21 protein-coding genes are annotated in these 26448 nt (G+C 69.3%); 18 read left to right on the forward strand and 3 right to left on the reverse strand.

Going from position 1 to position 26448, the window contains the following annotated elements:
- Position 1: 1 nt before the first annotated feature.
- Complete coding sequence (locus ACFXJL_RS15200; protein ID WP_384692511.1) at positions 2–712, reverse strand: maleylpyruvate isomerase family mycothiol-dependent enzyme; 711 nt, start codon at positions 710–712, stop codon at positions 2–4.
- A gap of 299 nt (positions 713–1011) precedes the next feature.
- Here ACFXJL_RS15200 and uvrA point away from each other — a divergent pair, with 299 nt between their 5' ends.
- Together uvrA and ACFXJL_RS15210 are read left to right on the forward strand one after the other, a co-directional pair.
- Positions 1012–4173, forward strand: coding sequence for an excinuclease ABC subunit UvrA (gene uvrA, locus ACFXJL_RS15205; RefSeq protein ID WP_384692514.1), 3162 nt, complete (start codon positions 1012–1014; stop codon positions 4171–4173).
- 268 nt (positions 4174–4441) lie between these two features.
- Positions 4442–5059, forward strand: coding sequence for a DinB family protein (locus tag ACFXJL_RS15210; protein ID WP_384692517.1), 618 nt, complete (start codon positions 4442–4444; stop codon positions 5057–5059).
- A gap of 198 nt (positions 5060–5257) precedes the next feature.
- Here the strand turns inward: ACFXJL_RS15210 and ACFXJL_RS15215 are convergent, their stop codons facing one another.
- Positions 5258–6157: a carbohydrate kinase gene (locus ACFXJL_RS15215; RefSeq protein WP_358877774.1), complete on the reverse strand. Its 900-nt coding sequence runs from the start codon at positions 6155–6157 to the stop codon at positions 5258–5260.
- Positions 6158–6318: 161 nt separating this feature from the next.
- On the opposite strand from ACFXJL_RS15215, the gene ACFXJL_RS15220 reads away from it, so the two are divergent.
- The gene (locus ACFXJL_RS15220; RefSeq protein ID WP_384692520.1) at positions 6319–6750 is read left to right on the forward strand and encodes a Rieske (2Fe-2S) protein; all 432 of its coding nucleotides are present in this window, start codon (positions 6319–6321) and stop codon (positions 6748–6750) included.
- A 105-nt stretch (positions 6751–6855) separates the two neighbouring features.
- On the opposite strand, the gene ACFXJL_RS15225 is transcribed toward ACFXJL_RS15220, so the two are convergent.
- Positions 6856–7785: a hypothetical protein gene (locus ACFXJL_RS15225; RefSeq protein WP_358877667.1), complete on the reverse strand. Its 930-nt coding sequence runs from the start codon at positions 7783–7785 to the stop codon at positions 6856–6858.
- Between the two features lie 255 nt (positions 7786–8040).
- Here ACFXJL_RS15225 and ACFXJL_RS15230 point away from each other — a divergent pair, with 255 nt between their 5' ends.
- The 15 genes from ACFXJL_RS15230 (at position 8041) to ACFXJL_RS15300 (ending at position 26424) form a co-directional block, all read left to right on the forward strand.
- Positions 8041–8646, forward strand: a complete 606-nt coding sequence (locus ACFXJL_RS15230; RefSeq protein ID WP_358877666.1) for a papain-like cysteine protease family protein — start codon at positions 8041–8043, stop codon at positions 8644–8646.
- A gap of 5 nt (positions 8647–8651) precedes the next feature.
- A complete protein-coding gene (locus ACFXJL_RS15235; protein ID WP_358877773.1) occupies positions 8652–9491 on the forward strand; it encodes a hypothetical protein in 840 nt (279 codons plus the stop codon).
- Positions 9492–9724: 233 nt separating this feature from the next.
- Entirely contained in the window at positions 9725–11839 is a 2115-nt protein-coding gene (gene uvrC, locus ACFXJL_RS15240; protein ID WP_384692524.1) for an excinuclease ABC subunit UvrC, read from the forward strand.
- On the forward strand, positions 11836–12774 hold the full coding sequence (gene rapZ, locus ACFXJL_RS15245) for an RNase adapter RapZ (RefSeq protein ID WP_358877664.1): 939 nt from the start codon (positions 11836–11838) through the stop codon (positions 12772–12774). The genes uvrC and rapZ overlap by 4 nt, the downstream gene beginning before the upstream one ends.
- Positions 12771–13805: a uridine diphosphate-N-acetylglucosamine-binding protein YvcK gene (yvcK, locus tag ACFXJL_RS15250; protein ID WP_358877663.1), complete on the forward strand. Its 1035-nt coding sequence runs from the start codon at positions 12771–12773 to the stop codon at positions 13803–13805. The genes rapZ and yvcK overlap by 4 nt, the downstream gene beginning before the upstream one ends.
- Positions 13796–14785 carry a DNA-binding protein WhiA gene (gene whiA, locus ACFXJL_RS15255; protein WP_329017067.1) on the forward strand — a complete coding sequence of 330 codons (990 nt, stop codon included), beginning with the start codon at positions 13796–13798 and terminating at the stop codon, positions 14783–14785. The genes yvcK and whiA overlap by 10 nt, the downstream gene beginning before the upstream one ends.
- Before the next feature lie 297 nt (positions 14786–15082).
- The gene (locus ACFXJL_RS15260) at positions 15083–18028 is read left to right on the forward strand and encodes a M14 family zinc carboxypeptidase (RefSeq protein WP_358877662.1); all 2946 of its coding nucleotides are present in this window, start codon (positions 15083–15085) and stop codon (positions 18026–18028) included.
- A gap of 211 nt (positions 18029–18239) precedes the next feature.
- Entirely contained in the window at positions 18240–19250 is a 1011-nt protein-coding gene (gene gap, locus ACFXJL_RS15265) for a type I glyceraldehyde-3-phosphate dehydrogenase (RefSeq protein ID WP_250921193.1), read from the forward strand.
- 209 nt (positions 19251–19459) lie between these two features.
- On the forward strand, positions 19460–20671 hold the full coding sequence (locus ACFXJL_RS15270) for a phosphoglycerate kinase (protein WP_358877661.1): 1212 nt from the start codon (positions 19460–19462) through the stop codon (positions 20669–20671).
- 8 nt (positions 20672–20679) lie between these two features.
- Positions 20680–21456 carry a triose-phosphate isomerase gene (tpiA, locus tag ACFXJL_RS15275; protein WP_384637643.1) on the forward strand — a complete coding sequence of 259 codons (777 nt, stop codon included), beginning with the start codon at positions 20680–20682 and terminating at the stop codon, positions 21454–21456.
- 117 nt (positions 21457–21573) lie between these two features.
- Entirely contained in the window at positions 21574–21804 is a 231-nt protein-coding gene (secG, locus tag ACFXJL_RS15280; protein ID WP_329027374.1) for a preprotein translocase subunit SecG, read from the forward strand.
- A 134-nt stretch (positions 21805–21938) separates the two neighbouring features.
- Positions 21939–22274 (forward strand): RNA polymerase-binding protein RbpA, encoded by a 336-nt coding sequence (locus tag ACFXJL_RS15285; protein ID WP_079110552.1) that lies wholly within the window; start codon positions 21939–21941, stop codon positions 22272–22274.
- Between the two features lie 225 nt (positions 22275–22499).
- Positions 22500–24239 carry a glucose-6-phosphate isomerase gene (gene pgi / locus ACFXJL_RS15290; protein WP_384692532.1) on the forward strand — a complete coding sequence of 580 codons (1740 nt, stop codon included), beginning with the start codon at positions 22500–22502 and terminating at the stop codon, positions 24237–24239.
- Between the two features lie 5 nt (positions 24240–24244).
- Positions 24245–24760, forward strand: coding sequence for a PH domain-containing protein (locus tag ACFXJL_RS15295; protein ID WP_358877658.1), 516 nt, complete (start codon positions 24245–24247; stop codon positions 24758–24760).
- Positions 24757–26424, forward strand: a complete 1668-nt coding sequence (locus ACFXJL_RS15300) for a PH domain-containing protein (RefSeq protein WP_384692535.1) — start codon at positions 24757–24759, stop codon at positions 26422–26424. The genes ACFXJL_RS15295 and ACFXJL_RS15300 overlap by 4 nt, the downstream gene beginning before the upstream one ends.
- The last annotated feature ends 24 nt before the right edge of the window (positions 26425–26448 follow it).

Genomic DNA, 26448 nt, shown 5'->3' on the forward strand with positions numbered 1-26448 from the left:
CCTATAGCGGGGGCAGTACGGGTGGAGTGGCGCCGGGAGCAGTGCCGCCGACGGTCAGTTCCATCAGCTCCGCCCCGGCGCGCCGGCCCGCGAGCCACCCCAGCAGCACCGGCGCCGGTCCGGCGACGCTGACGGGCTCTCCCCGGGTGCCTCCCGTGTGCCAGTCACCGGTACCGGCGGCTGCGACCACATGGATCGGGGGGACCTCGGGGTGGCCCGCGAACCGCTCGGTCAGGAACGCGATCTCCCGGGCGGTGAAGTCGGCCGGCAGATGCTCCAGCTCGTAGCCGATGTCCAGGTCGACATGGTGCAGCTCGACCTCGACGAGCCTGCGGAAGGGCACGCGGGACGCCGAGTCGGTGACGCCGTTGCGCAGCTCTACGGTGCGGTCCCAGTCGGCGGGGCGGGCGCCCGCGTCCGCAAAACGTGCGGCGCTGTCGCGGACGTCAGCGAGCTGTGCGGAGAGCGGCCGGGGGGCGTCCCGCTCGATGTCCTCCTCGCGGGCCGCGGCGCTCTCGTACATCGGGCGCCCTTCGAGCACATTGACGAGGGCGTCGGCATTTCGGGCCAGGTGGGCGAGCACATGGCCGCGGCTCCAGCCGGGCAGCCGTGACGGTCCGGCGAGGTGGGCGTTGTCCAGGGCGGCGGTGGCGCTCAGCAGCCGCTCGGTCGCGTCGCGGAGAGAGGCCAGGTCACGTTGGGGATCGATCATGGGCCCGACCCTAGCCCGGCCACTCATTCGGGTGAAGGTGGCTTCCGGCGGCCGTAAATCGAATGTGCGTGCTATAGCCTGGGGAGAGGCATCCTTGGTTCTCAGGCACTCGATCCCTTCAGCCCATGCAGCGGTCCTCCGACATATTTGACGGTCCGCTTTACGCTGGAAGGCTGGAGCAGTCCGGGTCGGGGCAGCCACCCTCACTTCCCTCGTCCTGCCCATGACCTTCAGGACCTCCCTTGATCTTCCCCAGGTCTCTCCAGACCAGGTCTCTCTAAGAAAGGTGCGGACCCGGCGTGGCCGACCGTCTCATCGTCCGTGGCGCTCGCGAGCACAACCTCAAGAACGTCTCGCTCGACCTCCCCCGTGACTCCCTGATCGTGTTCACGGGGCTCTCGGGGTCCGGCAAGTCCTCGCTCGCCTTCGACACGATCTTCGCCGAGGGCCAGCGCCGCTATGTGGAATCCCTGTCGTCCTACGCCCGCCAGTTCCTGGGGCAGATGGACAAGCCCGACGTCGACTTCATCGAGGGACTGTCCCCGGCCGTCTCCATCGACCAGAAGTCGACCTCCCGCAACCCCCGCTCCACGGTCGGCACGATCACCGAGGTCTACGACTACCTCCGGCTGCTGTTCGCCAGGATCGGCAAGCCCCACTGCCCCGAGTGCGGGCGCCCCATCACGCGCCAGTCGCCGCAGGCGATCGTGGACAGGGTCCTGGAGCTGCCCGAGGGCAGCCGCTTCCAGGTGCTCTCCCCGCTGGTGCGCGAGCGCAAGGGGGAGTTCGTCGATCTCTTCGCCGACCTCCAGACGAAGGGGTACAGCCGCGCCAGGGTGGACGGGCAGACCATCCAGCTCGCCGAGCCTCCGACGCTGAAGAAGCAGGAGAAGCACACCATCGAGGTGGTGATCGACCGCCTCACGGTGAAGGACGGCGCCAAGCGGCGGCTGACCGACTCGGTCGAGACCGCCCTCGGGCTCGCCGGCGGCATGGTGGTCCTGGACTTCGTCGACCTGCCCGAGGACGACCCCGAGCGCGAGCGGATGTACTCGGAGCACCTGTACTGCCCGTACGACGATCTGTCGTTCGAGGAACTGGAGCCCCGGTCCTTCTCGTTCAACTCTCCGTTCGGCGCCTGCCCCGACTGCACCGGCATCGGCACCCGTATGGAGGTCGATCCCGAGCTGATCGTCCCCGACGAGGACAAGTCGCTGGACGAAGGGGCGATCCACCCCTGGTCACACGGCCACACCAAGGAGTACTTCGGGCGCCTGATCGGCGGGCTGTCGAAAGCGCTGGGCTTCTCCACCGACATGCCCTGGGCCGGGCTGCCGCAGCGAGCCAAGAAGGCCCTGCTGCACGGGCACAAGACCCAGGTCGAGGTCCGCTACCGCAATCGGTACGGTCGCGAGCGCGCCTACACCACCCCGGCCTTCGAAGGTGCCGTCCAGTTCGTACGCAGGCGGCACCAGGAGGCCGAGAGCGACACCAGCAGGGAGCGCTTCGAGGGCTATATGCGCGAGGTGCCCTGCCCGACCTGTCAGGGCACGCGGCTGAAGCCGATCGTCCTCGCCGTCACGGTGATGGGGAAGTCGATCGCCGAGGTCTCCGCGATGTCGATCAGCGACTGTGCCGAGTTCCTCGGTCGGCTGAAGCTGAACACCCGGGACAAGAAGATCGCCGAGCGGGTGCTCAAGGAGGTCAACGAGAGGCTGCGCTTCCTCGTGGACGTCGGCCTGGACTACCTCTCGCTGAACCGCGCCGCCGGCACGCTCTCCGGAGGCGAGGCCCAGCGCATCCGGCTGGCGACCCAGATCGGCTCCGGACTCGTCGGGGTGCTCTACGTCCTCGACGAGCCGTCCATCGGTCTGCACCAGCGGGACAACCACCGGTTGATCGAGACGCTCGTCCGACTCCGTGACATGGGCAACACCCTGATCGTCGTCGAGCACGACGAGGACACGATCAAGGTGGCCGACTGGGTGGTCGACATCGGCCCCGGCGCCGGTGAGCACGGCGGCGAGGTGGTGCACTCCGGACCGCTCAAGGAGCTCCTGGCCAACAAGGAGTCCATGACCGGGCAGTACCTCGCGGGGAAGCGGTCCATCCCGACCCCGGAGATCCGCAGACCCGTGGATCCCACCCGTCAGCTCACGGTCCACGGCGCCCGGGAGAACAACCTCCGCGACATCGACGTCGCGTTCCCGCTCGGGGTGCTCACCGCCGTTACGGGCGTATCGGGCTCGGGCAAGTCCACCCTGGTCAACGACATCCTCTACACGCATCTGGCGCGCGAGCTCAACGGTGCGAAGTCGGTCCCCGGCCGGCACACCCGGGTCGAGGGCGACGACCTCGTCGACAAGGTCGTCCACGTCGACCAGTCGCCCATCGGACGTACGCCCCGGTCGAACCCGGCCACGTACACCGGTGTCTTCGACCACGTCCGCAGGCTGTTCGCGGAGACGATGGAGGCCAAGGTCCGCGGATACCTCCCCGGCCGGTTCTCCTTCAACGTCAAGGGGGGCCGCTGCGAGAACTGCTCCGGCGACGGCACCATCAAGATCGAGATGAACTTCCTGCCGGACGTCTATGTGCCGTGCGAGGTCTGTCACGGTGCGCGCTACAACCGGGAGACGCTGGAAGTCCACTACAAGGGCAAGTCCATCGCCGAGGTGCTGGACATGCCGATCGAGGAGGCACTGAGCTTCTTCGAGGCGGTGCCGACCATCGCCCGCCATCTGAAGACGTTGAACGAGGTGGGCCTGGGGTATGTCCGGCTCGGGCAGTCCGCGCCGACGCTCTCCGGCGGCGAGGCCCAGCGGGTCAAGTTGGCCTCGGAGCTGCAAAAGCGTTCCACGGGCAGCACGGTCTACGTGCTTGACGAGCCCACCACCGGACTGCACTTCGAGGACATCAGCAAGCTGATCACGGTCCTCTCAGGTCTGGTGGACAAGGGCAACACCGTCATCGTCATCGAGCACAACCTCGATGTGATCAAGACCGCTGACTGGGTCCTGGACATGGGGCCCGAGGGCGGTAGCGGTGGCGGTCTGGTGATCGCCGAGGGTAGCCCCGAGGAGGTCGCCGCAGTTCCCACCAGCCACACCGGGAAGTTCCTGCGGGAGATCCTGGATGCTGACCGGATCAGCGATGCGGCGATGCCGCAGACCCGGTCGAGCACTCGCAAGACGGCTGCGAAGACGTCCGCGAGGAAGGCGACCGCCAAGGCCACGGCAACGAAGTCGACAACGGCCAAGGCTGCGGCGACCAAGACCGCGACCAAGACCGCGACCAAGACCGCGACCAAGACCGCGACCAAGACAGCGGCCAAGACAGCGGCCAAGGCGACCGTGGCCAAGACGGCGGCCAAGACCGCAGCCGGGCAGAAGACGGCTGCCAAGTCAGCCGCCGTGCGCAAGACTGCCGCGACGAAGACCGCGCGGTCCCGCAAGGCATGAGCCCACGAGTCTCGACTCCAACCACCGGGAAGCACCTTCGTCGGTCGGAATCGGACTGAGCGCCGAGCCGGTGCTTCTCGCCACCACACCAACGGTCGTGGCAGCGGGAAGCACCGGCTCGGACCGTATGCCCTCGTCAGTGTTCCCCCGTCCGCCCGTCGATGCCTCCGAAGAACTGGAGCGCGGTGGGGAAGCGGGGTGTGGCAGGCTCACGGTCTGCGGATCGACCCTCCCCCCGCCGACCAGGTCCGCGCACAGGAGCGCCGTAGTGATCCCACCCCGTCTGATCCCCCTGCTGGAGCAGTTCGACTTCGCCCACGAACGCCTGGCCAACCGGCTGGCCGGGCCCGTCATGGACAGCGGCGACGGGACAGACACCCAGGTCGGCCCCATGACCGACCGGGAGTACCTCTGGGAGCCGACGTCGGACTGCTGGTCGGTTCGGCGACGCACGGACGGGCCAGGCCCGCGCGCAACGCTGCTGGCCGGCGCGGGGGAGTGGGGGCGGGACGGAGCGGCGTATCCGCATCCCTGGCCGCCGCCCTTCACGACCATCGCATGGCGCCTCAGCCACCTCACCGAGATGCTCGCCCTGCGGGCTGACCACACGGCCGGCAGCCATGCGCTCACCCGGGACGACCATCCGGTCGAGGGGGACGCGAGGGGTGCGATGGCGGCCTTCGGTGTGGGAGCCACCGCCTGGCGTCGGGCCCTGTCCCACGTCGACGACACCGCTCTGGACACCGTGGGGTACTGCACCTACCCCCATGGCAGCGATGCGGAGGAGCCGTTCATCGACATCGTGTGGTGGGTCAACCAGGAGTTGTTGCACCACGGGGCGGAGATCGCCCTGCTGCGCGATCTGTACCGGGTCTCGCACCCCTGACCCGCCCGACATCGCGCCTGCCCGACTTCCCGCCCGCCCCACAGCCCGCCCGCCGCACCGCACCCGGCCAGGGCGCAGAACTTGCCGGCCGGGTCCGATCCCCGAAACCGGTACGGGCCCGGCCTCGGTCCGCCCCACCAGTACCGCCCGGACACCAGCCAGCAGTCCGCAGCGCCTCAGCCGTGACACGCCGGTTCGCTAGCTGCCCCCCAGCTCATGGGCGTACGGCGGTTGGGCACCGGACCGGGAGCACGTCACCGCCGCCGCCCGGGCGGCGAACTCCAGCACCTCGCGCCAGCCGTCCGCGTCCAGGGCCGCCAGTGCGTGCGGCGAGAGGGCGTCCCGAACGGCCAGGGCGTGGAGCAGGGCGGCGTTCACCGTGTCGCCGGCCCCGATGGTGTCCACGACCTTCACCGCGGTGGCCGGAACTGACACTTCCACGCCATGGCGGGTCCACACCGTCAGGCCCGCCCCGCCCCGTGTCAGCACCACGGCGCCGGGCCCCTGTGGCACGCCGCCCAGCCAGTGGGCGTCCTCCTCCGAGAGCTTCAGCAGCGACACATCGGGCAGCCAGCTCGAAAACCGCTTCCGGTACGCATCAGGGTCGGGGATCAGACCCGGCCGCACATTGGGGTCGAGGAGCGTCACCAGTCCGCGCCGTGCCTCCCGCCGCAGCAAGCACTCGTAGTCCGTCGCGGCCGGCTCCAGCACCAGCGAGCAGGTGCCCAGGGCCACCGCGCGCACCTGAGGGGGCAGCGACGGGGGCAGCTCGAAGAGACGGTCGGCGGTGCCTTCGGCGTAGAACGTGTACCCCGCGGAGCCGTCCGCGCCCACGGTGGCGACGGCCAGCGTCGTCGGTTCCGGGCCGCGCACCACGAGCGAGGTGTCCACACCGGCGCCGTGCAGCCCGGCGAGCAGGGCGTCACCGAAGCCGTCGGTCGACATGCGCGAGCAGAACGCCACCGGCGCGCCGAGCCGCCCCAGGGCCACCGCGGTGTTGTACGGTCCGCCGCCGAGGCGGGGGAGCAGGGGTGCGAGCCCTGTTCCCTCCGCATGCGGGACCAGGTCGATCAGGGACTCTCCGGCGACGACGATCACCGACCGAAAGTAACGCATGGGACTCCTGAGACTTGGGCCGGGGAGGGGAGCCCGCTCATCGGCCCAGCGGTCGGCGTCGGTATTGTCGGCTCTGTCGCCACGGCACCAGTTCCGCCCGTCCGGGCGACACCCCGCCCCATGATCGAAAGCGTGGAGTCCTCATGTCCGGCCACTCCCCAGCCGCCCGTCGCACCGTGCTGAAAGGCGCGGCCCTCGCCGGGGCCGCCGGTCTGGGGGTCGCCGGCTGCTCCACCGAATCCAAGCTCGGACACGCCAAGAACCCGGTCCCCACCGCGCCGGTGGAACTGGGTGCGGCGGACGCCGTCCCAGTCGGAGGGTCCAAGCTCTATCGCGAGCAGCGCATCCTGGTGAGCTGCCCCGCCGCAGGCGAGTACAAGGCATTCAGCGCCCAGTGCACCCATGCGGGTTGTGTGCTGGACAAGATCGTGGAGAACGAGGGCAACTGCCCCTGCCACGGCAGCCGCTTCGACGTGACCACAGGCGAGGCGCTCCAGGGGCCGGCGACCGTACCCCTCCCGGCCGTCCCGATCAAAGCCGAGAACGGGCGACTGATCGCCGGTCCCGAGAGCTGAGGACCGCCCGTGCCGGAGGGCGCCGGGGCCGTGCTCGCCGCCCCCGGAACCTGTCGGATGGCGTGCTCGGCCCGGCCCCCTGCGGGCGCTGACCGTGGGCATCGATCAATCCCAGTCCCAGTCGATCCCGAGGATCCCGGGCCGCACCCCCTGCTCGACGAGATGGACCGTGCGGTGGTGCCCGCTCAGGGTCAGATCCGTTCTTGCGCCGCGCGGCGCGCCGGTCGTGGCCTGGGCGAACCGGCGGCAGCGCACCGGCAGCGCCCCCTGGTCGAAGGCCACCTGGAGCACGTACTGCCCGCCCGCGTAGGTGAAGCCCCGCACGTACTCGCCACTCGGACCGCCCGTTCCGTCCTCGAACCCGTAGCTGAAGAGGTACGTGTCACCAGCCCGCAGCCGGGCGTCGAAGAGGAGTTCTGCGACGACCACCCCCGTCTGACGGTCCGAGCGGACCCGTCCGGTACGGCAGTTCTCCCGTGCGGTGACCTCGATCCGTTCGGGATCGCATCCGGCTTCGCCGTGGTGGATGGCGAGATAGCGGTCGATCCCGTCGCGGTGGGCGCGGACGACGTGCTGTGATCCGCGTGCCAGCAGTTGTCGCCGGGCACCGATCCGCACCCTCTCGTGGTGGCCGACGGTGTGCAGTCCGCCGTCGGTGGGCGCTTCCAGGTCGGCGAGCAGTCGCTCGACCGTGTCCGAGACCTCCAGCAGGGAGCGGTAGGAGCGCGAGGCGGGGCGTTCGACGTCCGAGCGCGCGCCGTTCTCACCGTCGAGCAGTCTCAGCAGGGAGTTGCCGGGCAGCGACAGCACGTCTTCGAGTGCCCGCACGGCTCGTAGCGACTCGGGGCGCTGCGGTCGGCGGGCTCCCTGCTGCCAGTAGCTGAGGCTCGTCACCCCGACCTTGATGCCGCGGTGGGCGAGGTGGTGCTGGACGCGGTGCAGGGGCAGCCCGCGCACGGCCAGCGCCGCCCTGAGCGCCAGATGGAAGGGGCCGGTGTGCAGCACCTGCGCCAGATCGGCTTCGGTATGACCCATGAGTGCCTCTCCCCAGGTGCGTGTTCCCTGCACGGAGGACAGTGAACGTTCACGACCGGGGTGTGCCCTGTGGCCAGGCGATCACGGCCGTCCAGGTGGGGCGGGACTCATCCGTTCACATCCCGGCCGTCGCGTTCACAGCTCCATGTCTCCCGCATTGAAGCGTGTTGACCTGCTCGCGACAAGGATCGATGCTCAACCAGCAGCGTCCGGACGCGCTCCTCCACCCCTCACCATCCCTCAGGGAGGACCGCGATGCGCAGTACCAGGAGACGACTTGCCGCGATGGCGGCAGTCCTCGCCGCCCTCGTCACCCTGCCCCTGTCCTCGGCCGTCGCCGCCACCCCGGCGACCGACGGCAGCTCCGCCCAGGCCGCACTGGCCAGCAAGCGGCTCAACATCACCATGCAGGCCCAGTTGAAGACCAACTGGTGCTGGGCCGCAGCCGGCAACACGATCGCCACGTTCTACGGCCGCACCTACTCGCAGAACCAGTTCTGCAACGCCGCCTTCAACCGGTCGCAGAACACCCAGTGCCCCAACAACCAGGCCACGCTCGGCAATGTGCAGACCGGGTTGCGCTGGGCGGGCATCAACCCCGGCTCCTACGTCACCGGCTGGCTGAACTACTCCACGGTCCAGACCGAAATCAACTCCAACCGTCCGATAGAGACCCGTATCCAATGGTCCAGCGGCGGTGGTCACATGCATGTGATCTACGGCTACGACACCGCCAGCAGTTGGGTGTACTGGGGCGATCCCTGGCCCTCCAGCGGACGGTACAACTGGGCCACCCACGCCTGGTACATCAACAACAGCAGTCACTCCTGGACCCACTCGCTCTACCGGATCGGGGCGTGAGCGCGATGAAGCCGACGTCTAGAGCACCCCGGCTGACCGCCGCGGTCGCCGCCTGCATCGCGTTGGGCACGGCCGGTACCCTCACGGGCGCCTCCACGGCCGCCGCCGACAGCACACCGAGCCTCACGGCAGCCGCGACGGACCTCACCGAGGCCCGCAAGGCCGCCACGGCTCCCGCAACCCTCGACACCCTCTCCCGGTTCTTCGCCCGTGACGGGGCCGTCGCCCGATCGGCCGCGGCACCCCGTGCGGAGGGCGCGACGGTCCCCGTCCACACCCTGTCGCCCGCGTTCGTCGCGGGCAGGGCCGGCGCACCCGTGGCCCAACTGGAGTTCGTCGCCACCAAGGCCGTCTCGTCCGACGGCCAGAAGGCGTCCGTCTGGGCGGCCCGGGTGGGTTCCGCCTGGCAGGTGGTGAACATAGCCACCGGCGACGACGAACTCCGGTACGCCCAACTGGGTGCCGCCAAGTTGGCCGGCGGCACCGTCTTCAAGGAACCGCAGATCGACGCCTGGTACGTCAGCAAGGGCACCAAGGTCCTCCCGCTCGACGAGGACGCGATCCGCGCGGTCGGCAGCAAGGGCACCACCCTCGCCGCCTACGGGAACCGGGTGCGCGCCGCCTACGGCGACAAGCTCCCCGGCTCCACCTACGCGAAGAAGGGTGTGGCCGGCGGCTACGACCAGTCGGCACCGGAGCCCCGGGCCGCCGCCGGGTCCTCCCAGGCCGTCGACGAGCGCGATGCCGGCGCGCTCACGGTCTCCTCGGTCACGGCGGGCGCGGGTGCCGTCCTCGCCGTCGCCCTGTGCGGGGTGACGGCGCTGAGGCTCCGCCGCCGCGGCTGAGTGCCAGGGGCGCCCGCCACCCCAGCCGGTGGCGGGCGCCCGAACCACGATCGGGCGTCGAACCCGCTGCGGAACCCCCCTGCCGCGACGGCCCCCACCCCACCGCCGTCGCGGCCTGCCGCGCGCAACGCCGCCCGGCCCAGAGCGCGGGGCCGGTGCTCCCCTGGGCACCGGTCCCGCGGTCATGCCCTGACGTGGCCTGACTGTCAGCCCCCGCCAGTAGGGTGGACGGTATGGCAGACCCCTCCAGCTACCGTCCCAGGCCGGGAGAGATCCCCGACTCCCCGGGGGTCTACAAGTTCCGCGACGAGCACCGCCGGGTGATCTACGTCGGGAAGGCCAAGAGCCTGCGTCAGCGCCTCGCCAGCTACTTCCAGGACCTGGCGAATCTGCACCCGCGCACGGCCACCATGGTCACCACCGCGGCAGCGGTGGAGTGGACGGTCGTCTCCACCGAGGTCGAGGCCCTCCAACTGGAGTACTCCTGGATCAAGGAGTACGACCCCCGGTTCAACGTCAAGTACCGCGACGACAAGAGCTATCCCTACCTCGCGGTCACGCTGAACGAGGAGTTCCCGCGGGTCCAGGTCATGCGCGGGGCCAAGCGCAAGGGCGTGCGCTACTTCGGCCCGTACGGCCAGGCATGGGCCATCCGCGAGACCGTCGACCTGATGCTGCGGGTCTTTCCCGTACGGACCTGCTCGGCCGGCGTGTTGAAGAACCACCAGCAAAAGGGCCGGCCCTGCCTCCTCGGCTACATCGGCAAGTGCTCGGCACCGTGCGTGGGGCGGGTCACCGCCGAGGAGCACCGCGAACTGGCCGAGGAGTTCTGCGACTTCATGGCGGGCCGCACCGGGACCTACATCCGCCGTCTGGAGAAGCAGATGACGGCCGCCGCCGAGGAGATGGAGTACGAGCGCGCGGCCCGGTTGCGCGACGACATAGACGCCCTACGGCGCGCCCTGGAGAAGAACGCCGTGGTGCTCGCCGATGCCACGGACGCCGATCTGATGGCACTGGCCGAGGACGAACTGGAAGCCGCCGTGCAGATCTTCCACGTCCGCGGCGGACGGGTGCGCGGACAGCGCGGCTGGGTCACGGACAAGGTCGAAGCAGTCGACACGGCCGGCCTCGTCGAGCACGCGCTCCAGCAGCTGTACGGCGAGGAGCGCGGCGAGTCGGTCCCCAAGGAGGTCCTGGTCCCTGCCCTGCCCGAGGCAGCGGACACGGTCGGGCAGTGGCTCAGCGAGCGCCGCGGCGCCCAGGTGTCGCTGCGCATTCCGCAGCGCGGCGACAAGAAGGACCTGATGGAGACGGTCCAGCGCAACGCCCAACAAGCGCTGGCCCTCCACAAGACCAAACGCGCCAGCGACCTCACCACCCGGTCCCGGGCGCTGGAGGAGATCGCCGAAGCCCTCGGTCTTGACTCGGCACCCCTGCGGATCGAGTGCTTCGACATCTCCCACTTCCAGGGCGAGGACGTCGTGGCCTCCATGGTCGTGTTCGAGGACGGGCTGCCCCGCAAGAGCGAGTACCGCCGGTTCCAGATCAAGGGCCGGGTCGGAGACACCCAGGTGTGGCACGGCGAGGGACAGGACGACGTCCGGTCCATGCATGAGGTGATCAGCCGCAGGTTCCGCCGCTACCTGGCCGAGAAGGATCGTACGGGCGAGTGGATCGGCGCGGACGATCCGGGCGAGCGGGACGGCATGCCCGGTACCGCCACGCACCCGAGCCACCCGAGCCACGCAGACCACGCAAGCCATGCAGACCATGCAGACCACGCGGGGGGCCCAGGGGGCCCGGCCACCGATGACGACGGTCGGCCCCGGCGCTTCGCGTACCCCCCGCAACTGGTCGTGGTGGACGGTGGGCAGCCTCAGGTCGCCGCAGCCCGGCGCGCGCTGGACGAGCTCGGCATCGACGATGTGGCCGTCTGCGGACTCGCCAAGCGGCTGGAAGAGGTCTGGCTGCCCGGCGAGAGCGATCCGGTCGTCCTGCCACGCTCCAGCGAGGGCCTCTACCTCCTCCAGCGGGTGCGTGACACCGCCCACGACTTCGCCATCCGCTACCAGCGGTCCAAGCGGACCAAACGCATCCGTACCAGCCCCCTGGACGCCGTCCACGGTCTGGGGGAGCGCCGGAAACAAGCGTTGATCAAGCATTTCGGCTCGGTCAAGCGGCTGCGACAGGCCACAATCGAGCAGATCTGCGAAGTACCCGGCATGGGCCGCAAGACCGCCGAATCCGTGGTCGCCGCCCTTGCCGCGGCGGCACCCGCCGCCCCTGCCGTGAACACGGCGACAGGAGAGATCATGGAAGAGAACGACGGGGGCAGCACAGCATGAGCGAGCACGACGGAGACGGAGCAGCAGAAGTGAGTACGGCCACCACCACCGAATCGGGCGAGGCAGCGGAAGCCGCGATTCCCGAGCTGGTGATCATCTCCGGTATGTCCGGCGCCGGGCGCAGCACCGCCGCCAAGTGCCTGGAGGACCTCGGATGGTTCGTCGTCGACAACCTGCCGCCCGCGCTGATCCCCACCATGGTGGAGCTGGGCGCGCGCTCCCAGGGCAATGTGGCCCGGATCGCGGTCGTCGTCGACGTCCGCGGCCGGCGGTTCTTCGACAACCTCCGCGAGTCCCTCGCCGACCTCGACGCCAAGCAGGTCACTCGGCGGATCGTCTTCCTCGAATCGTCGGACGACGCCCTGGTGCGCCGCTTCGAATCGGTCCGCAGGCCGCACCCCCTCCAGGGCGACGGCCGGATCGTCGACGGCATCGCGGCCGAGCGCGACCTCCTGCGCGAACTGCGCGGGGACGCCGACCTGGTCATCGACACCTCCAGCCTGAACGTGCACGAACTGCGGGCCAAGATGGACGCCCAGTTCGCGGGCGAGGAGGAGCCCGAGCTCCGGGCCACCGTGATGTCCTTCGGCTTCAAGTACGGGCTGCCGGTCGACGCCGACCTCGTCGTCGACATGCGGTTCCTGCCCAACCCGCACTGGGTTCCGGAGCTGCGTCCCTTCACCGGCCGCAACGAAGAGGTGTCCAACTACGTCTTCAACCAGCCCGGCGCCAAGGAGTTCCTCGACCAGTACACCGAGCTGCTCCAGCTGATCGCCGCCGGCTACCGTCGCGAGGGCAAGCGGTACGTGACCATCGCTGTCGGCTGTACGGGCGGCAAGCACCGCTCGGTCGCCACCTCCGAGAAGCTGGCCGCGCGGCTCTCCGCAGCCGGCGTCGAGACCGTCGTCGTCCACCGGGACATGGGGCGCGAGTGAGCATCAACACCCTGCGGCTGCGGCGGTTGCGCAGATCCGCGCACACCGCCGTGGGCCGCAAACGCGGCGCTCAGCCCAAGGTCGTCGCCCTCGGCGGCGGCCGGGGGCTGTCCGCGTCGCTGGCGGCCCTGCGCCGTATCACCGGGGACCTCACCGCCGTGGTCACCGTCGCCGACGACGGAGGCTCCAGCGGGCGGCTCCGGGAGGAGCTCGGGGTCCTGCCCCCCGGCGACCTCCGCAAGGCCCTGGCCGCCCTGTGCGGGGACGACGACTGGGGCCAGACCTGGTCGAGGGTGATCCAGCACCGCTTCCAGTCCCACGGCGACCTCCATGAGCACGCGGTCGGCAATCTGCTGATCGTCGCCCTCTGGGAGCAGCTCGGTGACCATGTCCAAGCCCTCGACCTGGTGGGCAAGCTATTGGGCGCCCACGGGCGGGTGCTCCCCATGTCCGCCGTACCGCTGGAGCTCCAGGCCCTGGTCCGGGGGCACGACCCGGCGCGCCCCTTCGACGTGGACACGGTACGCGGGCAGGCGACGGTCGCCCTGACCCCGGGCGACGTGCAGTCCGTCCATCTCGTCCCGCACGATCCCCCCGCCGTACCGGAGGCCGTCGCCGCCGTTCTTGACGCCGATTGGGTGGTTCTCGGACCCGGTTCCTGGTTCTCCTCCGTCATCCCGCACCTGCTGGTGCCCGAGCTGCTGGATGCCCTGGTGGAGACCAAGGCCAGGCGTGTCCTCTCACTCAATCTGGCACCCCAGCCCGGTGAAACAGAAGGCTTCTCACCGCAGCGTCATTTGGAGGTTTTGGGACGACACGCGCCTAAACTCGCATTGGACGTGGTGCTGGCCGACGAGGCCGCCGTGCCCGATCGCAGCTTGCTCGCCGATGCCGCCGAGCGTCTCGGCGCCGCGGTCGAGCTGGCCCCTGTGGCCTCGCCCGACAGAGTTCCACGGCACGACCCGGAACTGTTGGCCGCCGCGTACGACCGTATTTTTCGGATGCATGGAAGGATCGGCCCATGGCGATGACGGCAGCGGTGAAAGACGAGATCTCCCGGCTTCCCGTCACCCGGACCTGCTGCAGAAAAGCAGAGGTTTCGGCGATCCTGCGGTTCGCGGGCGGGTTGCACCTGGTGAGCGGACGGATCGTGATCGAGGCGGAGCTGGACACCGGCATCGCCGCCCGGCGGTTGAAGCGGGACATCCTGGAGATCTTCGGCCATGGCTCGGAGCTGATGGTGATGGCGCCCGGCGGGCTGCGCCGCGGCTCGCGCTATGTCGTCCGGGTGGTTGCGGGCGGTGATCAGCTGGCGCGCCAGACCGGTCTGGTGGACGGCCGTGGTCGGCCGATCCGGGGCCTGCCGCCCCAGGTCGTCTCCGGTGCCACCTGTGACGCCGAGGCGGCGTGGCGCGGCGCCTTCCTGGCCCACGGTTCGCTGACCGAGCCGGGTCGCTCCTCGTCCCTTGAGGTCACCTGCCCCGGCCCGGAGGCGGCGCTCGCCCTGGTGGGCGCGGCGCGTCGGCTCTCCATCGGTGCCAAGGCGCGCGAGGTACGGGGTGTGGACCGGGTCGTCGTGCGGGACGGTGACGCCATCGGCGCGCTGTTGACCAGGCTGGGCGCCCATGAGTCGGTGCTGGCCTGGGAGGAGCGCCGGATGCGGCGCGAGGTGCGGGCCACCGCCAACCGGCTGGCCAATTTCGACGACGCCAACCTCCGTCGCTCTGCCCGGGCCGCGGTCGCGGCCGGCGCACGGGTCCAGCGGGCGTTGGAGATCCTGGGCGAGGAGGTTCCCGAGCACCTCGCAGCGGCGGGCCGACTGCGCATGGAGCACAAGCAGGCGTCCCTGGAGGAGTTGGGAGCCCTCGCCGACCCGCCGTTGACGAAGGACGCGGTCGCGGGGCGCATCCGTCGGCTGTTGGCCATGGCCGACAAGAGGGCACAGGACCTGGGGATTCCCGGTACGGAGTGCAACCTCACCGAGGAGATGGCGGACGGCCTCGTCGGCTGAACTCACCGCGCCCGTGCCGGCCCGATCGCGCCGGACGGCTCAACGGACCCGCTCACGGCACTCCACGGAGTGCCGTGTCCCATGTCCGGCCCCGATGCTGAGGCCAGGTCATGTCCAGCGGGAATGACTCCGTCCGGTGCCTTCGCCCGAGCCGCTCGGACCCGATCGGGTTGCACGGAAGGCCACTTCAGCCACGTCCCGCTCTCATATACCAGCGCGCGCTCCTTGACATGGCCATGGACGCTGATGAGTCTGGCGTCTGTTCACTTTCCTGGCACACACCAGCAAGGGGGGCTTATGAGACGCAGAGCGAGTGCGATCCTTGCCGCCGTTTCACTTCTGACCGCCGCACTAGCCGTCGCACCACTCGCCCAGGCCGAGCCGGCCCCGGACGGGGGCGGCGACGGACTGTCCGTATGGCACGCGAAAATCACCAAGGCCCAGGTTCCGTTGGTCCTCGCGACGGGCGCCGACGGGCATGAACTCAGTTCCCAGGTGCCCGACCAGGGCACCGGCACCGTTGAGTTGTACCTCACCGATGAACAGGCCGGTGAGCTGCGCCAACAGGGCGTCGGCGTCACCGAGCACAAGATCTCCGCCGCCGTCAGCAAACGGCTCGCGGCAGCGGGCGACGGCGTCTACCGCCCGTACGGCGGCGCCGGTGGTCTCAAGAACGAGATCCTCGCCACCGCCCAGGCCCACCCCTCCCTCACCAAGGTCATCAGCATCGGCAAGTCCGTCAAGGGCCAGGACATCCTCGCCCTGAAGGTCAGCAAGGGCGCCGACCGCTACCGGGACGGGTCCAAGCCCTCCACCCTGTACATGTCCAACCAGCACGCCCGGGAGTGGATCACTCCTGAGATGACCCGGCGGCTGATGCACCACTACCTCACCAACTACGGCAAGGACCCGCGGATCACCAAGATCGTGGACTCCACCGAGCTGTGGTTCGTGATCTCCGCCAACCCTGATGGATACGACTACACGTTCCAGGGCACCGAAGAACGGCAGTGGCGCAAGAACCTGCGCGACAACGACCGCAACGGTGTGATCGAGGCGGGCGACGGCGTCGACCTCAACCGCAACTTCTCGTACAAGTGGGGTTACGACGACGAAGGCTCCTCGCCCGACCCCTTCGACGAGACCTTCCGCGGCAGCCGCCCCGGCTCCGAGCCCGAGACCAAGGCCATCGACGCCTTCCAGAAGCGCATCGGCTTCGAGTACGGCATCAACTACCACTCCGCGGCCGAGTTGATCCTCTACGGAGTCGGCTGGCACATCGCCACCGACACCCCCGACGACGTCATATACAAGGCGCTGGCCGGCACCCCCGGGAATCCGGCGATCCCCGGCTACCGCCCACAGGTCTCATCCGAGCTCTACATCACCAACGGCGAGGCCGACGGACACGCGGCCAACGTCAACGGGATGATGATGTACACCCCGGAGATGTCGACCTGTGCCACCGTCTCGCGGATCGATCCCAACGACCCCTGGAACGCGGCGGACTGCGCCTCCGTCTTCACCTTCCCGGACGACGAGAAGCTGATCCAGCAGGAGTTCGCCAAGAACATCCCGTTCGCGCTGTCGCTTGCCGAAAGCGCGCCGACTCCCGACCAGCCGGTGTCGTCACTGGGACTGAAGGCCGCGGACTTCACGCCGGACCCCTTCACCGTCTCCTACGCCCGCGGCGGTGACCAGGAGGTCTCCGTCGTCGCCCGGAAGTCCGTCCGGGACAAGGAGCTCAACTACCGCATCAACGGCGGACGCGTCCAGGACGAGGACCTCAAGGCGTGGAAGGGCGGTGAGACCTACGGCGGCGAGGACAACATCCGCTTCGACGAGTACCGCGCCGAAGTGGAGGACGCCCGCCCCGGTGACAAGGTCGAGGTCTGGTTCACCGGCCGCACCAGGGACGGGAAGACCACCTCCAGCACCCCGTTCACCTACACCGTCGCCGAACGTGCCCGCGCGGACACCCTGGTGATCGCCGAAGAGGGCGGTACCACCGCGGCCCGGCACGCCGCCACCTACACGAAGGCGCTCGCCGACAACAAGCGCAGCGGCGTCGTCTGGGATGTCGCGACCCAGGGCGCACCGCACCGTCTCGGTGTCCTCAGCCACTTCTCGACGGCCGTCTGGTACACGGGTGCAGCCGCACCCTCCTGGGCGGTCACCAAGTCCGTCCGGTCCTACCTCAACGAGGGCGGCAAGCTGATCACCACCGGTGAGCGGGCGGGCGGCAATGCCAACCTGGGCCGGGCGATCAGCGATGACTTCGCCCAGTACTACCTGGGTGCGTCGGGTCGTGCGTCCCTCGGCAACGTCACGGACTTCGCTGGCCAGGGACGGCTCTCGGGCGCGGCGGCTGCCCTCGCGGGGGCCGACGGCAACCCACTGGACGCCGCGGGCGCCTACACCATCACATCGGACACCCTGCCGCCCGACGAGTTCCCGCAGTTCCGCAGCGCGGCTGCCGGGGACTACCAGGGCGTACGGATGCCCTTCTCGCCCTACGAGGGGCAGTACTACGCGGCGGCCAGCCACCGCAACGCGTCCTGGATGCGGCTGAGCCGCCCGGTCGATCTGACCGGCACCACCGCTGCCGACGCCCCGAAGCTCGATCTGCGCCTCAGCTTCAACACCGAGCCCGGCTACGACAACGCGGTGGTCGAGGTGCACACCGTCGGTCAGGACGACTGGACGACGCTGCCCGATCTCAACGGCGGCACCCGCACCACCGTGCCCGCGGAGTGCGGCGCAGGGTTCTACGTCAACCAGCACCCGCATCTGAAGCGCTACCTCACCGTCGGCGACAACGGATGCACGCCCAGTGGCACCACCGGCACCTGGAACTCCTTCACCGGGGCTTCCGACGGCTGGCGGTCCGCCTCCTTCGACCTGAGTGCCTACGCGGGCAAGCAGATCGAGGTCTCCGTCTCCTACATCACCGACCCGAGTGACGGTGGACGCGGCGTCTTCGTCGACGACACCAAGCTCGTCACCGGCGGTGCCGCACAGGGCGAAGGCTTCGAAACCTCGCTGGGCGCCTGGACGGTCGCGGCACCGCCCGCCGGCAGCCCGGTGCCGCGCGGGAACTGGGTCCGCAGCCAGGACCTCTTCCCGTCGGCGAGCGCGGTGACCACCAGGGACACCGTGTTGATCGGATTCGGTCTGGAGCACGTGGCGGCTCCTGACCGCAAACAGTTCCTCGGCAAGGCGCTCAGCGCACTGCGGCGTTGACGCTCGGTAGCGAACAGCACGGCTAGATCAGGTCAAGATCAACCGACGGCGGTCCGAGCCCCCTACTCGGGGGTACGGATCGCCGTCGCCACGTACGGGCCCCTTGATGTCACCTCGGGCCGCCCAGAGAGGTAGGGTCGTAAGCGGTCGGGGACATCCCATACAACTCGCCGGCGTCGAAACCCGGCGTACCTAACGAGGAGATCGGTTCGTGACGATCCGCGTAGGCATCAACGGCTTTGGCCGCATCGGTCGTAACTACTTCCGCGCGCTGCTGGACCAGGGTGCGGACATCGAGATCGTGGCTGTCAACGACCTGGGTGACACCGCGACCACGGCCCACCTGCTGAAGTACGACACCATCCTGGGACGACTGAAGGCCGAGGTGTCGCACACCGCCGACACCATCACGGTCGACGGCCGCACTCTCAAGGTGCTGTCCGAGCGCAACCCCGCCGACATTCCGTGGGGTGAACTGGGCGTCGACATCGTCATCGAGTCGACGGGCATCTTCACCAAGAAGGCCGACGCCCAGAAGCACATCGACGGCGGCGCCAAGAAGGTCCTCATCTCTTCTCCGGCCAGCGACGAGGACATCACCATCGTCCTCGGCGTCAACCAGGACAAGTATGAGCCGGCCAACCACCACATCATCTCGAACGCTTCCTGCACCACCAACTGTGTGGCGCCGATGGCCAAGGTCCTCGACGAGAACTTCGGCATCGTCCGCGGTCTGATGACCACGATCCACGCCTACACCAACGACCAGCGCATCCTGGACTTCCCGCACAAGGACCTGCGCCGCGCCCGCGCAGCCGCGGAGAACATCATTCCGACCACGACCGGTGCCGCCAAGGCGACCGCTCTGGTCCTTCCGCAGCTCAAGGGCAAGCTGGACGGCATCGCCATGCGCGTCCCGGTCCCGACCGGTTCCGCCACCGACCTGGTGGTCGAGCTGGGCCGCGAGGTCACCAAGGACGAGGTCAACTCGGCCTTCCGCAAGGCGTCCGAGGGTGGCGACCTCGCCGGTGTCCTGGCCTACACCGAGGACCCGATCGTGTCTTCGGACATCGTCGGCGACCCGGCGTCCTGCATCTTCGACTCCTCCCTGACCATGGTCCAGGAGGGCAACTCGGTGAAGATCCTCGGCTGGTACGACAACGAGTGGGGCTACTCGAACCGCCTCGTCGACCTCACGGTCTTCGTCGGCAACCAGCTCTGAGCACCACCGCTCTGAACGGCTTCGCTCAGATCAGCAACGGGAGCACCACGAGGTGAGCAACAGGGCTCGGGCTGCGCAGTGAAGCGCGGTTCGAGCCCTGTCGCACGTCCCAGCCCACGCCGACCGGTCCGCGCCTGCGAAGGCGCGGACCGGCCCGGTGAAACACAGCCCAGTCCAGCTCTCAGACAGCCCTCCGAGGAGTCCTGTCCATGAAGACGATCGACCAGCTTCTGGCCGATGGAGTCGCAGGCAAGCGGGTCTTTGTCCGCGCCGACCTCAATGTGCCGCTCGACGGCACCACCATCACCGACGACGGCCGCATCCGCGCCGTCCAGCCGACCGTCGCCGCACTCGCCGCCGCGGGTGCGCGCGTGATCGTCGCCTCGCACCTCGGCCGCCCCAAGGGCGCACCCGACCCGGCCTTCTCACTGGCCCCCGCCGCTGCCCGCCTCGGCGAGCTCCTCGGTGCGGACGTCGCCTTCGCGACGGACACCGTCGGCGACTCGGCCAAGGCCACTGTCGCGGGGCTCGGCGACGGTCAGGTCGCGGTGATCGAGAACCTCCGCTTCAACCCCGGTGAGACCAGCAAGGACGACGCCGAGCGCGCCGACTTCGCCGATCAGCTCGCCACCCTCGCCGACGTCTACGTCGGCGACGGCTTCGGCGCCGTGCACCGCAAGCACGCCTCCGTCTACGACCTCCCGGCCCGGCTGCCGCACGCGGCCGGCTACCTCATCGCCACCGAGGTGGGGGTCCTGAAGAAGCTCACCGACGAGGTGCAGCGCCCGTACGTCGTCGTCCTCGGCGGGGCCAAGGTCTCCGACAAGCTCGGCGTGATCGACCACCTGTTGGACAAGGCCGACCGCATCCTGATCGGCGGTGGCATGGCGTACACCTTCCTCAAGGCCCAGGGCCACGACGTCGGCAACTCGCTGCTCCAGGAGGACCAGGTCCCCGCGGTCCAGAAGTACCTGGAGCGTGCGAAGGCGCAGGGCGTCGAGTTCGTGGTGCCCGTCGACGTCCTGGTCGCCTCCGGGTTCCCCGACCTGAAGACGAAGGCCCCGGCCAACCCCGACACGGTCCCCGCGGATGCCATCCCGGCCGGTCAGGAGGGTCTGGACATCGGTCCCGAGAGCCGCAAGCTGTACGCGTCGAAGCTCGCGGATGCGGCCACCGTCTTCTGGAACGGCCCGATGGGCGTCTTCGAACACCCCGACTACGCCGAGGGCACCCGCGCACTGGCGCAGGCGCTCCTCGACTCTCCGGCCTTCACCGTCGTCGGGGGCGGGGACTCCGCCGCCGCGGTGCGCATCCTGGGCTTCGACGAGAACGCTTTCGGTCACATCTCGACCGGTGGCGGCGCCAGCCTCGAATATCTCGAAGGCAAGACCCTTCCCGGCCTTGCCGCACTGGAGGACTGATCCTTTCCATGAGTACCCGTACCCCCCTGATGGCGGGCAACTGGAAGATGAACCTCAACCACCTTGAGGCCATCGCCCACGTCCAGAAGCTCGCCTTCGCCCTGGCGGACAAGGACTACGACGCCGTGGAGGTCGCCGTTCTGGTGCCCTTCACCGATCTGCGCTCGGTGCAGACCCTGATCGACGGCGACAAGCTGAAGATCAAGTACGGCGCCCAGGACATCTCCGCCCATGAATCCGGCGCGTACACCGGCGAGATTTCCGGCTTGATGCTGTCCAAGCTGAAGTGCTCCTACGTCGCTGTCGGTCACTCTGAGCGACGTCAGTACCACGCCGAGACGGACGAGATCTGCAACGCCAAGGTGAAGGCCGCGTTCAAGCACGGCATCACCCCGATCCTCTGTGTCGGCGAGGGCCTGGACATCCGCAAGGCCGGACAGCAGGTGCAGCACACCCTCGCCCAGCTCGACGGCGGCCTCAAGGACGTCCCGGCCGAGCAGGCCGAGACCATCGTGATCGCCTACGAGCCCGTCTGGGCCATCGGCACCGGTGAGGTCGCCACTCCCGAGGACGCCCAGGAGGTCTGCGGTGCGATCCGCGGGCGGCTCGCCGAGCTGTACTCGCAGGAGCTGGCCGACAAGGTCCGCATCCAGTACGGCGGCTCGGTCAAGTCCGGGAACGTCGCCGCGATCATGACCCAGCCCGACGTCGACGGCGCCCTGGTGGGCGGTGCGGCACTGGACTCGGACGAGTTCGTCAAGATCGTCCGCTTCCGCGACCAGTGAGTATGCGGTAGGGCAGATCCGTCGTACCCTTGCGGGGGCCGGGGTGGCTTGCCATCCGGCCCCCGTCGTCATAGAAGTTCCGAGAGATTTGCCAGGAAGTAGGGTCCAGCCGTGGTTATGGGGTTCTCGATCGCCCTGATCGTCTTCAGCCTGCTGCTGATGCTGCTGGTGCTGATGCACAAGGGAAAGGGCGGCGGCCTCTCCGACATGTTCGGTGGCGGCATGCAGTCCTCCGTCGGTGGTTCCTCGGTCGCCGAGCGCAACCTCGACCGCATCACCGTCGTGGTCGGTCTGATGTGGTTCGCCTGCATCATGGTGCTGGGTCTGCTGATGAAGCTGGACAGCTGACCTGCGGGTTACCCGCCCCGGGATGGTAGGTAACTCCAATCCCTGGACGAGCGTTGGGCCTTACGTAGACTGGGGCACCGCGGCGCAGCCGCTGTGAGACGCTGTACAGCACCATCACGCAGGGAGTTACGACCGTGGCAAGTGGCAACGCGATCCGGGGAAGCCGGGTCGGAGCGGGGCCGATGGGCGAGGCCGAGCGCGGCGAGTCCGCGCCCCGCTTGCGCATCTCCTTCTGGTGCTCCAACGGGCACGAGACGCAGCCGAGCTTCGCCAGTGACGCGCAGGTCCCTGACACCTGGGACTGCCCGCGCTGTGGATTCCCGGCCGGTCAGGACCGGGACAGTCCCCCGGACCCGCCGCGCACGGAACCGTACAAGACGCATCTCGCCTATGTACGGGAGCGGCGCAGTGACGCAGACGGGGAAGCGATTCTCGCCGAGGCGCTCGCCAAACTGCGCGGCGAAATCTAGTACTTGGAAACCGGCCGGGACACCTTGGGTGCCCGGCCGGAGGCTTTTCCCGCGATCGCCAGCGCCGGTCGGGCCCTCGGTCGCCTACCACGGCCGTCGTGCCCTTCGCCCCGTTTTCGCTCTGACCGGGCGACGCCGCTGCGTGCTCCTCTCACCCGCCGTTCTGATCAATTAGGTTGGAGACGGCGCAGCAGGCAAGCACGACAGAATTGGGCTGATGTCCGAGTGAACGCACCAAGCCGCCCCAGGCTCAACCAGATTCCCGAGTGGACCGCTCTCGGCAAGCACCGCGAGCAGCTGGGACAGACACATCTACGGGAGTTGTTCGCGGCTGACGCCGCACGCGGCAGCGCGTACACCCTGCGGGTCGGCGATCTCCACCTGGACTACTCCAAGCACCTGGTCACCGACGAGACGTTGGGGCTGCTGCGGGCACTGGCCGCAGCGACCGACGTCGCCGGGCTGCGGGACGCCATGTTCCGCGGCGACCGGATCAACATCACCGAGGACCGGGCAGTGCTCCACACCGCGCTGCGCGCCCCCCGCGACGCGGTGATCGAGGTGCACGGGGAGCACGGGAAGCACGGGGAGCACGGGAGGAACGTAGTCCCCGACGTCCATGCGGTCCTGGATCGCATGGCGGCCTTCTCCGAGCAGATCAGGTCGGGGGAGTGGACCGGTCATACGGGCCGGCCCATCCGGGCGGTCGTCAACATCGGCATCGGTGGATCGGACCTCGGTCCGGCGATGGCGTACGAGGCGCTGCGCTCGTTCTCGGCGCGCGATCTGACCGTGCGTTTCGTGTCCAACGTCGACGGAGCGGACCTCCACGAGGCCGTGCGCGATCTGGACGCGGCCGAGACCCTCTTCATCGTGGCATCGAAGACGTTCACCACGGTCGAGACCATCACCAATGCCACCTCGGCGCGGGACTGGCTCCTCAGCCAGCTGAATGCAGGTCAGGAAGCGGTTCCCCGGCACTTCGTGGCCCTGTCGACGAACGCCGAGAAGGTCGCAGACTTCGGGATCGACACCGCGAACATGTTCGAGTTCTGGGACTGGGTCGGCGGACGCTACTCCTTTGACTCCGCCATCGGCCTCTCGCTGATGATCGCCATCGGACCGGCCGCCTTCCGGGAGATGCTCGACGGCTTCCACCTGGTCGACGAGCACTTCCGTACGGCTCCCGCCGAGGCCAATGCGCCGCTCCTGTTGGGGCTGCTGGGCGTGTGGTACGGCGCCTTCTTCGACGCCCAGGCCCATGCCGTGCTGCCGTACTCCCACTACCTGAGTCGCTTCACCGCCTATCTCCAGCAGCTCGACATGGAGTCCAACGGCAAGTCGGTGGACCGTACGGGGGCCCGTGTCGACTGGCAGACGGGGCCGGTCGTCTGGGGCACCCCCGGCACCAACGGGCAGCACGCGTACTACCAGTTGATCCATCAGGGCACCAAGACGATCCCGGCAGACTTCATCGGCTTCGCCCGTCCGGTCGCGGACCTCGGACCCGCGCTCGCCGCCCAACACGACCTTCTGATGGCCAACTTCTTCGCCCAGACCCAGGCGCTGGCCTTCGGCAAGACGGCCGACGAGGTGCGTGCCGAAGGAGTGCCGGAACGGCTGGTCCCGCACAAGACCTTCCTGGGCAACCACCCCACGACGACGATCCTCGCCGATGCCCTCACCCCTTCGGTGCTCGGCCAACTGATCGCCCTCTATGAGCACAAGGTGTTCGTCCAGGGCGCGATCTGGAACATCGACTCCTTCGACCAGTGGGGTGTCGAGCTCGGCAAGGTGCTCGCCAAGCAGCTCGAACCGGCGCTGACTGCCACGGGCGGCACCGACGGCACCGATGGCACGGGCGGTACGGCTGGCACGGGCGGCTCTCAGGGCGGCCAGGGTGATGTGTTCGACAGCTCCACCGCCGCGCTGGTTGCGACGTACCGCTCCCTGCGAGGGCGTTGATCCGGATGGACGAGGGGGCGAGGGGTGAGAGTGCCGTGGTGCGGCTGAGACCGCCCAACCACATGCTCGATGAGCGGGTTGTGGGCTGGTGGCGGGTGCAGTCACTGATCGGCACCGCGGTGGTCGCCGCAGTGCCGGCCGTCCTCGCTGCCTTCATCACCCCTGCCCGCGGCTGGCTCCTCGTGGTGGCCGGGGTCCTGGCCGTGCTCGGCATCGTGGAGGCGTTTACCATCCCCGCCTGGCGGTTCCGCGTCCACCGCTGGGAGGTGACGGACGAAGCGGTCTACGTTCGTACGGGTGCCTTCTGGCAGGAGTGGCACATCGCCCCGATGTCGAGGATCCAGCGCGTCGACACCATGCGAGGACCACTGGAGCGGGCCTTCGGACTGTCCACGGTCACCGTCACGACAGCCTCGTCCCGCGGCGAGATCAAGATCGAAGGGCTCGATCAGCAACTGGCCGCAGAGCTGGCCGACCGTTTGACCCGGATCACCCAGGCCACGCCCGGGGACGCCACATGACACCGGACGGCGCGGCGGAGCCCAAGGGGGACGAACACCCGGCGGACCGTTCCCCCGGAGTCACGGACCCGGGCACGGAGACTGATGCGTCCGCCGCAGAGCCGCACCCCTCGTCGGACGAAACCGGCGAGGGGGCCCCGTGGCAGCAGCTCGACCAACGGGCCGTCCTCGTCACGACGGCCGTCCTGTCGTCCGTCGCCGCCGGCATCTGTCTGCCGGTACTGCTCGGCCTCTCCAGCGGTGCATGGTTCGGCCTGGGACCCGAGGGAGGCACCGGCCTGGCCCTGCTCCTCGGCGCCGCCGTCCTGCTCGTGCTCGCAGGGGCGGCCGTCGAGTACCTGAACTGGCGCCGCACCCGCTACCGCGTCGGCGCCGAGCGGGTCGAACTCCACACCGGAATCCTCCTGGTCACCCGGCGCTCACTGGCCCGCGAGCGCATCCGCAGCGTGGACCTCTCCGCCAACCCCCTTCTGCGCGTCCTCGACCTGGTCAAGGTCCGCATCGGCACCGGGGAACGCAGCGGCGGCGAATCGACGCTGGAGCTGAATCCGGTCTCCAAGGCCGAGGGCGAGCGGCTGCGCACCGAACTGCTCGGCCGCCCCACCCGCCCCGACACGGTCCATGGCGAGGGCGTGATCGCCGCCGTCGACCCCGCCTGGATCCGCTACGCGCCGCTGTCCGTGCTCGCCCCGGTACTCGGCGGTGCGGCAGCCGGTGCGGTGATGCAGGTCAGCGAGTGGTTCGGGGCCCAAGGGGAAGTGATCGACTGGGTGGGCGACCGCTTCGAGGAGACCTCCATCGCGGTGATGGTGGTCGTCCTCGTGCTGGTCGCGCTCCTGGCGGGTGTGGTGGGGGCCCTCGGCGTCTGGATCGAGGTCTGGTGGGGCTATCGACTGGAACGTGAGCAGGGCGGCACCCTCCGGGTGCGCAGAGGGCTGCTCACCGCCCGCTCTGTCTCGATGGAGGAGCGCCGACTGCGCGGCGTCGAACTCGTCGAACCCTTCGCCATACGTTTCCTGGGGGCGGCCCGGTTGGACGCCGTCGCCACCGGAATCTCCCACGACGACGGCGACAAGCACGCCGACCTCAAGTCCTTGCTGCCGCCAGCGCCACGGGAGATCGCGGACACCGTCGCGGGTGGTGTGCTGAGGGAAGTGCGCACACCGACCAGCGCGCCCCTGACCCCGCACCCCCCGGCGGCACGCGCCCGCCGGCTACGGTGGGCGCTGCTGACCGTCGCCGTCCCGACCCTGGTCCTGGCCGTGCTGGGGCTGTGGTTGACGCCCGTACTGGCGTATCTGGCTGCGGGGTTCGCCGTGGTGGCGCTGCCCGCGGCGGTGTTCTTCGCGCTGGACGCCTACCGCAGTCTGGGGCACGCGCTCAGCGGCGACTACCTCGTCGCCCGTTCCGGGACCGCCCGCCGGGCGACGGTCGCCCTGCAACGCGGTGGGGTGATCGGCTGGGTGGTCCAGCAGTCGTTGTTCCAGCGGCGGGCGGGTCTGTTGACCCTGACGGCGACCACCGCGGCGGGCAGCGGTGCCTACACGGTCCATGACGCGGCGCAGGGGGAGGGCCTCGCCTTCGCCGCGGATGCGGTGCCGGGGCTGCTGGAACCCTTCCTGGTGCGGGACGAGCCGGCCGGGAACGACACGGCGGCCGACTAGAGCGCCAAGGAGACGCCGAGAAGC

It is taken from the genome of Streptomyces sp. NPDC059256, assembly GCF_042753785.1.
Lineage (GTDB): Bacteria > Actinomycetota > Actinomycetes > Streptomycetales > Streptomycetaceae > Streptomyces.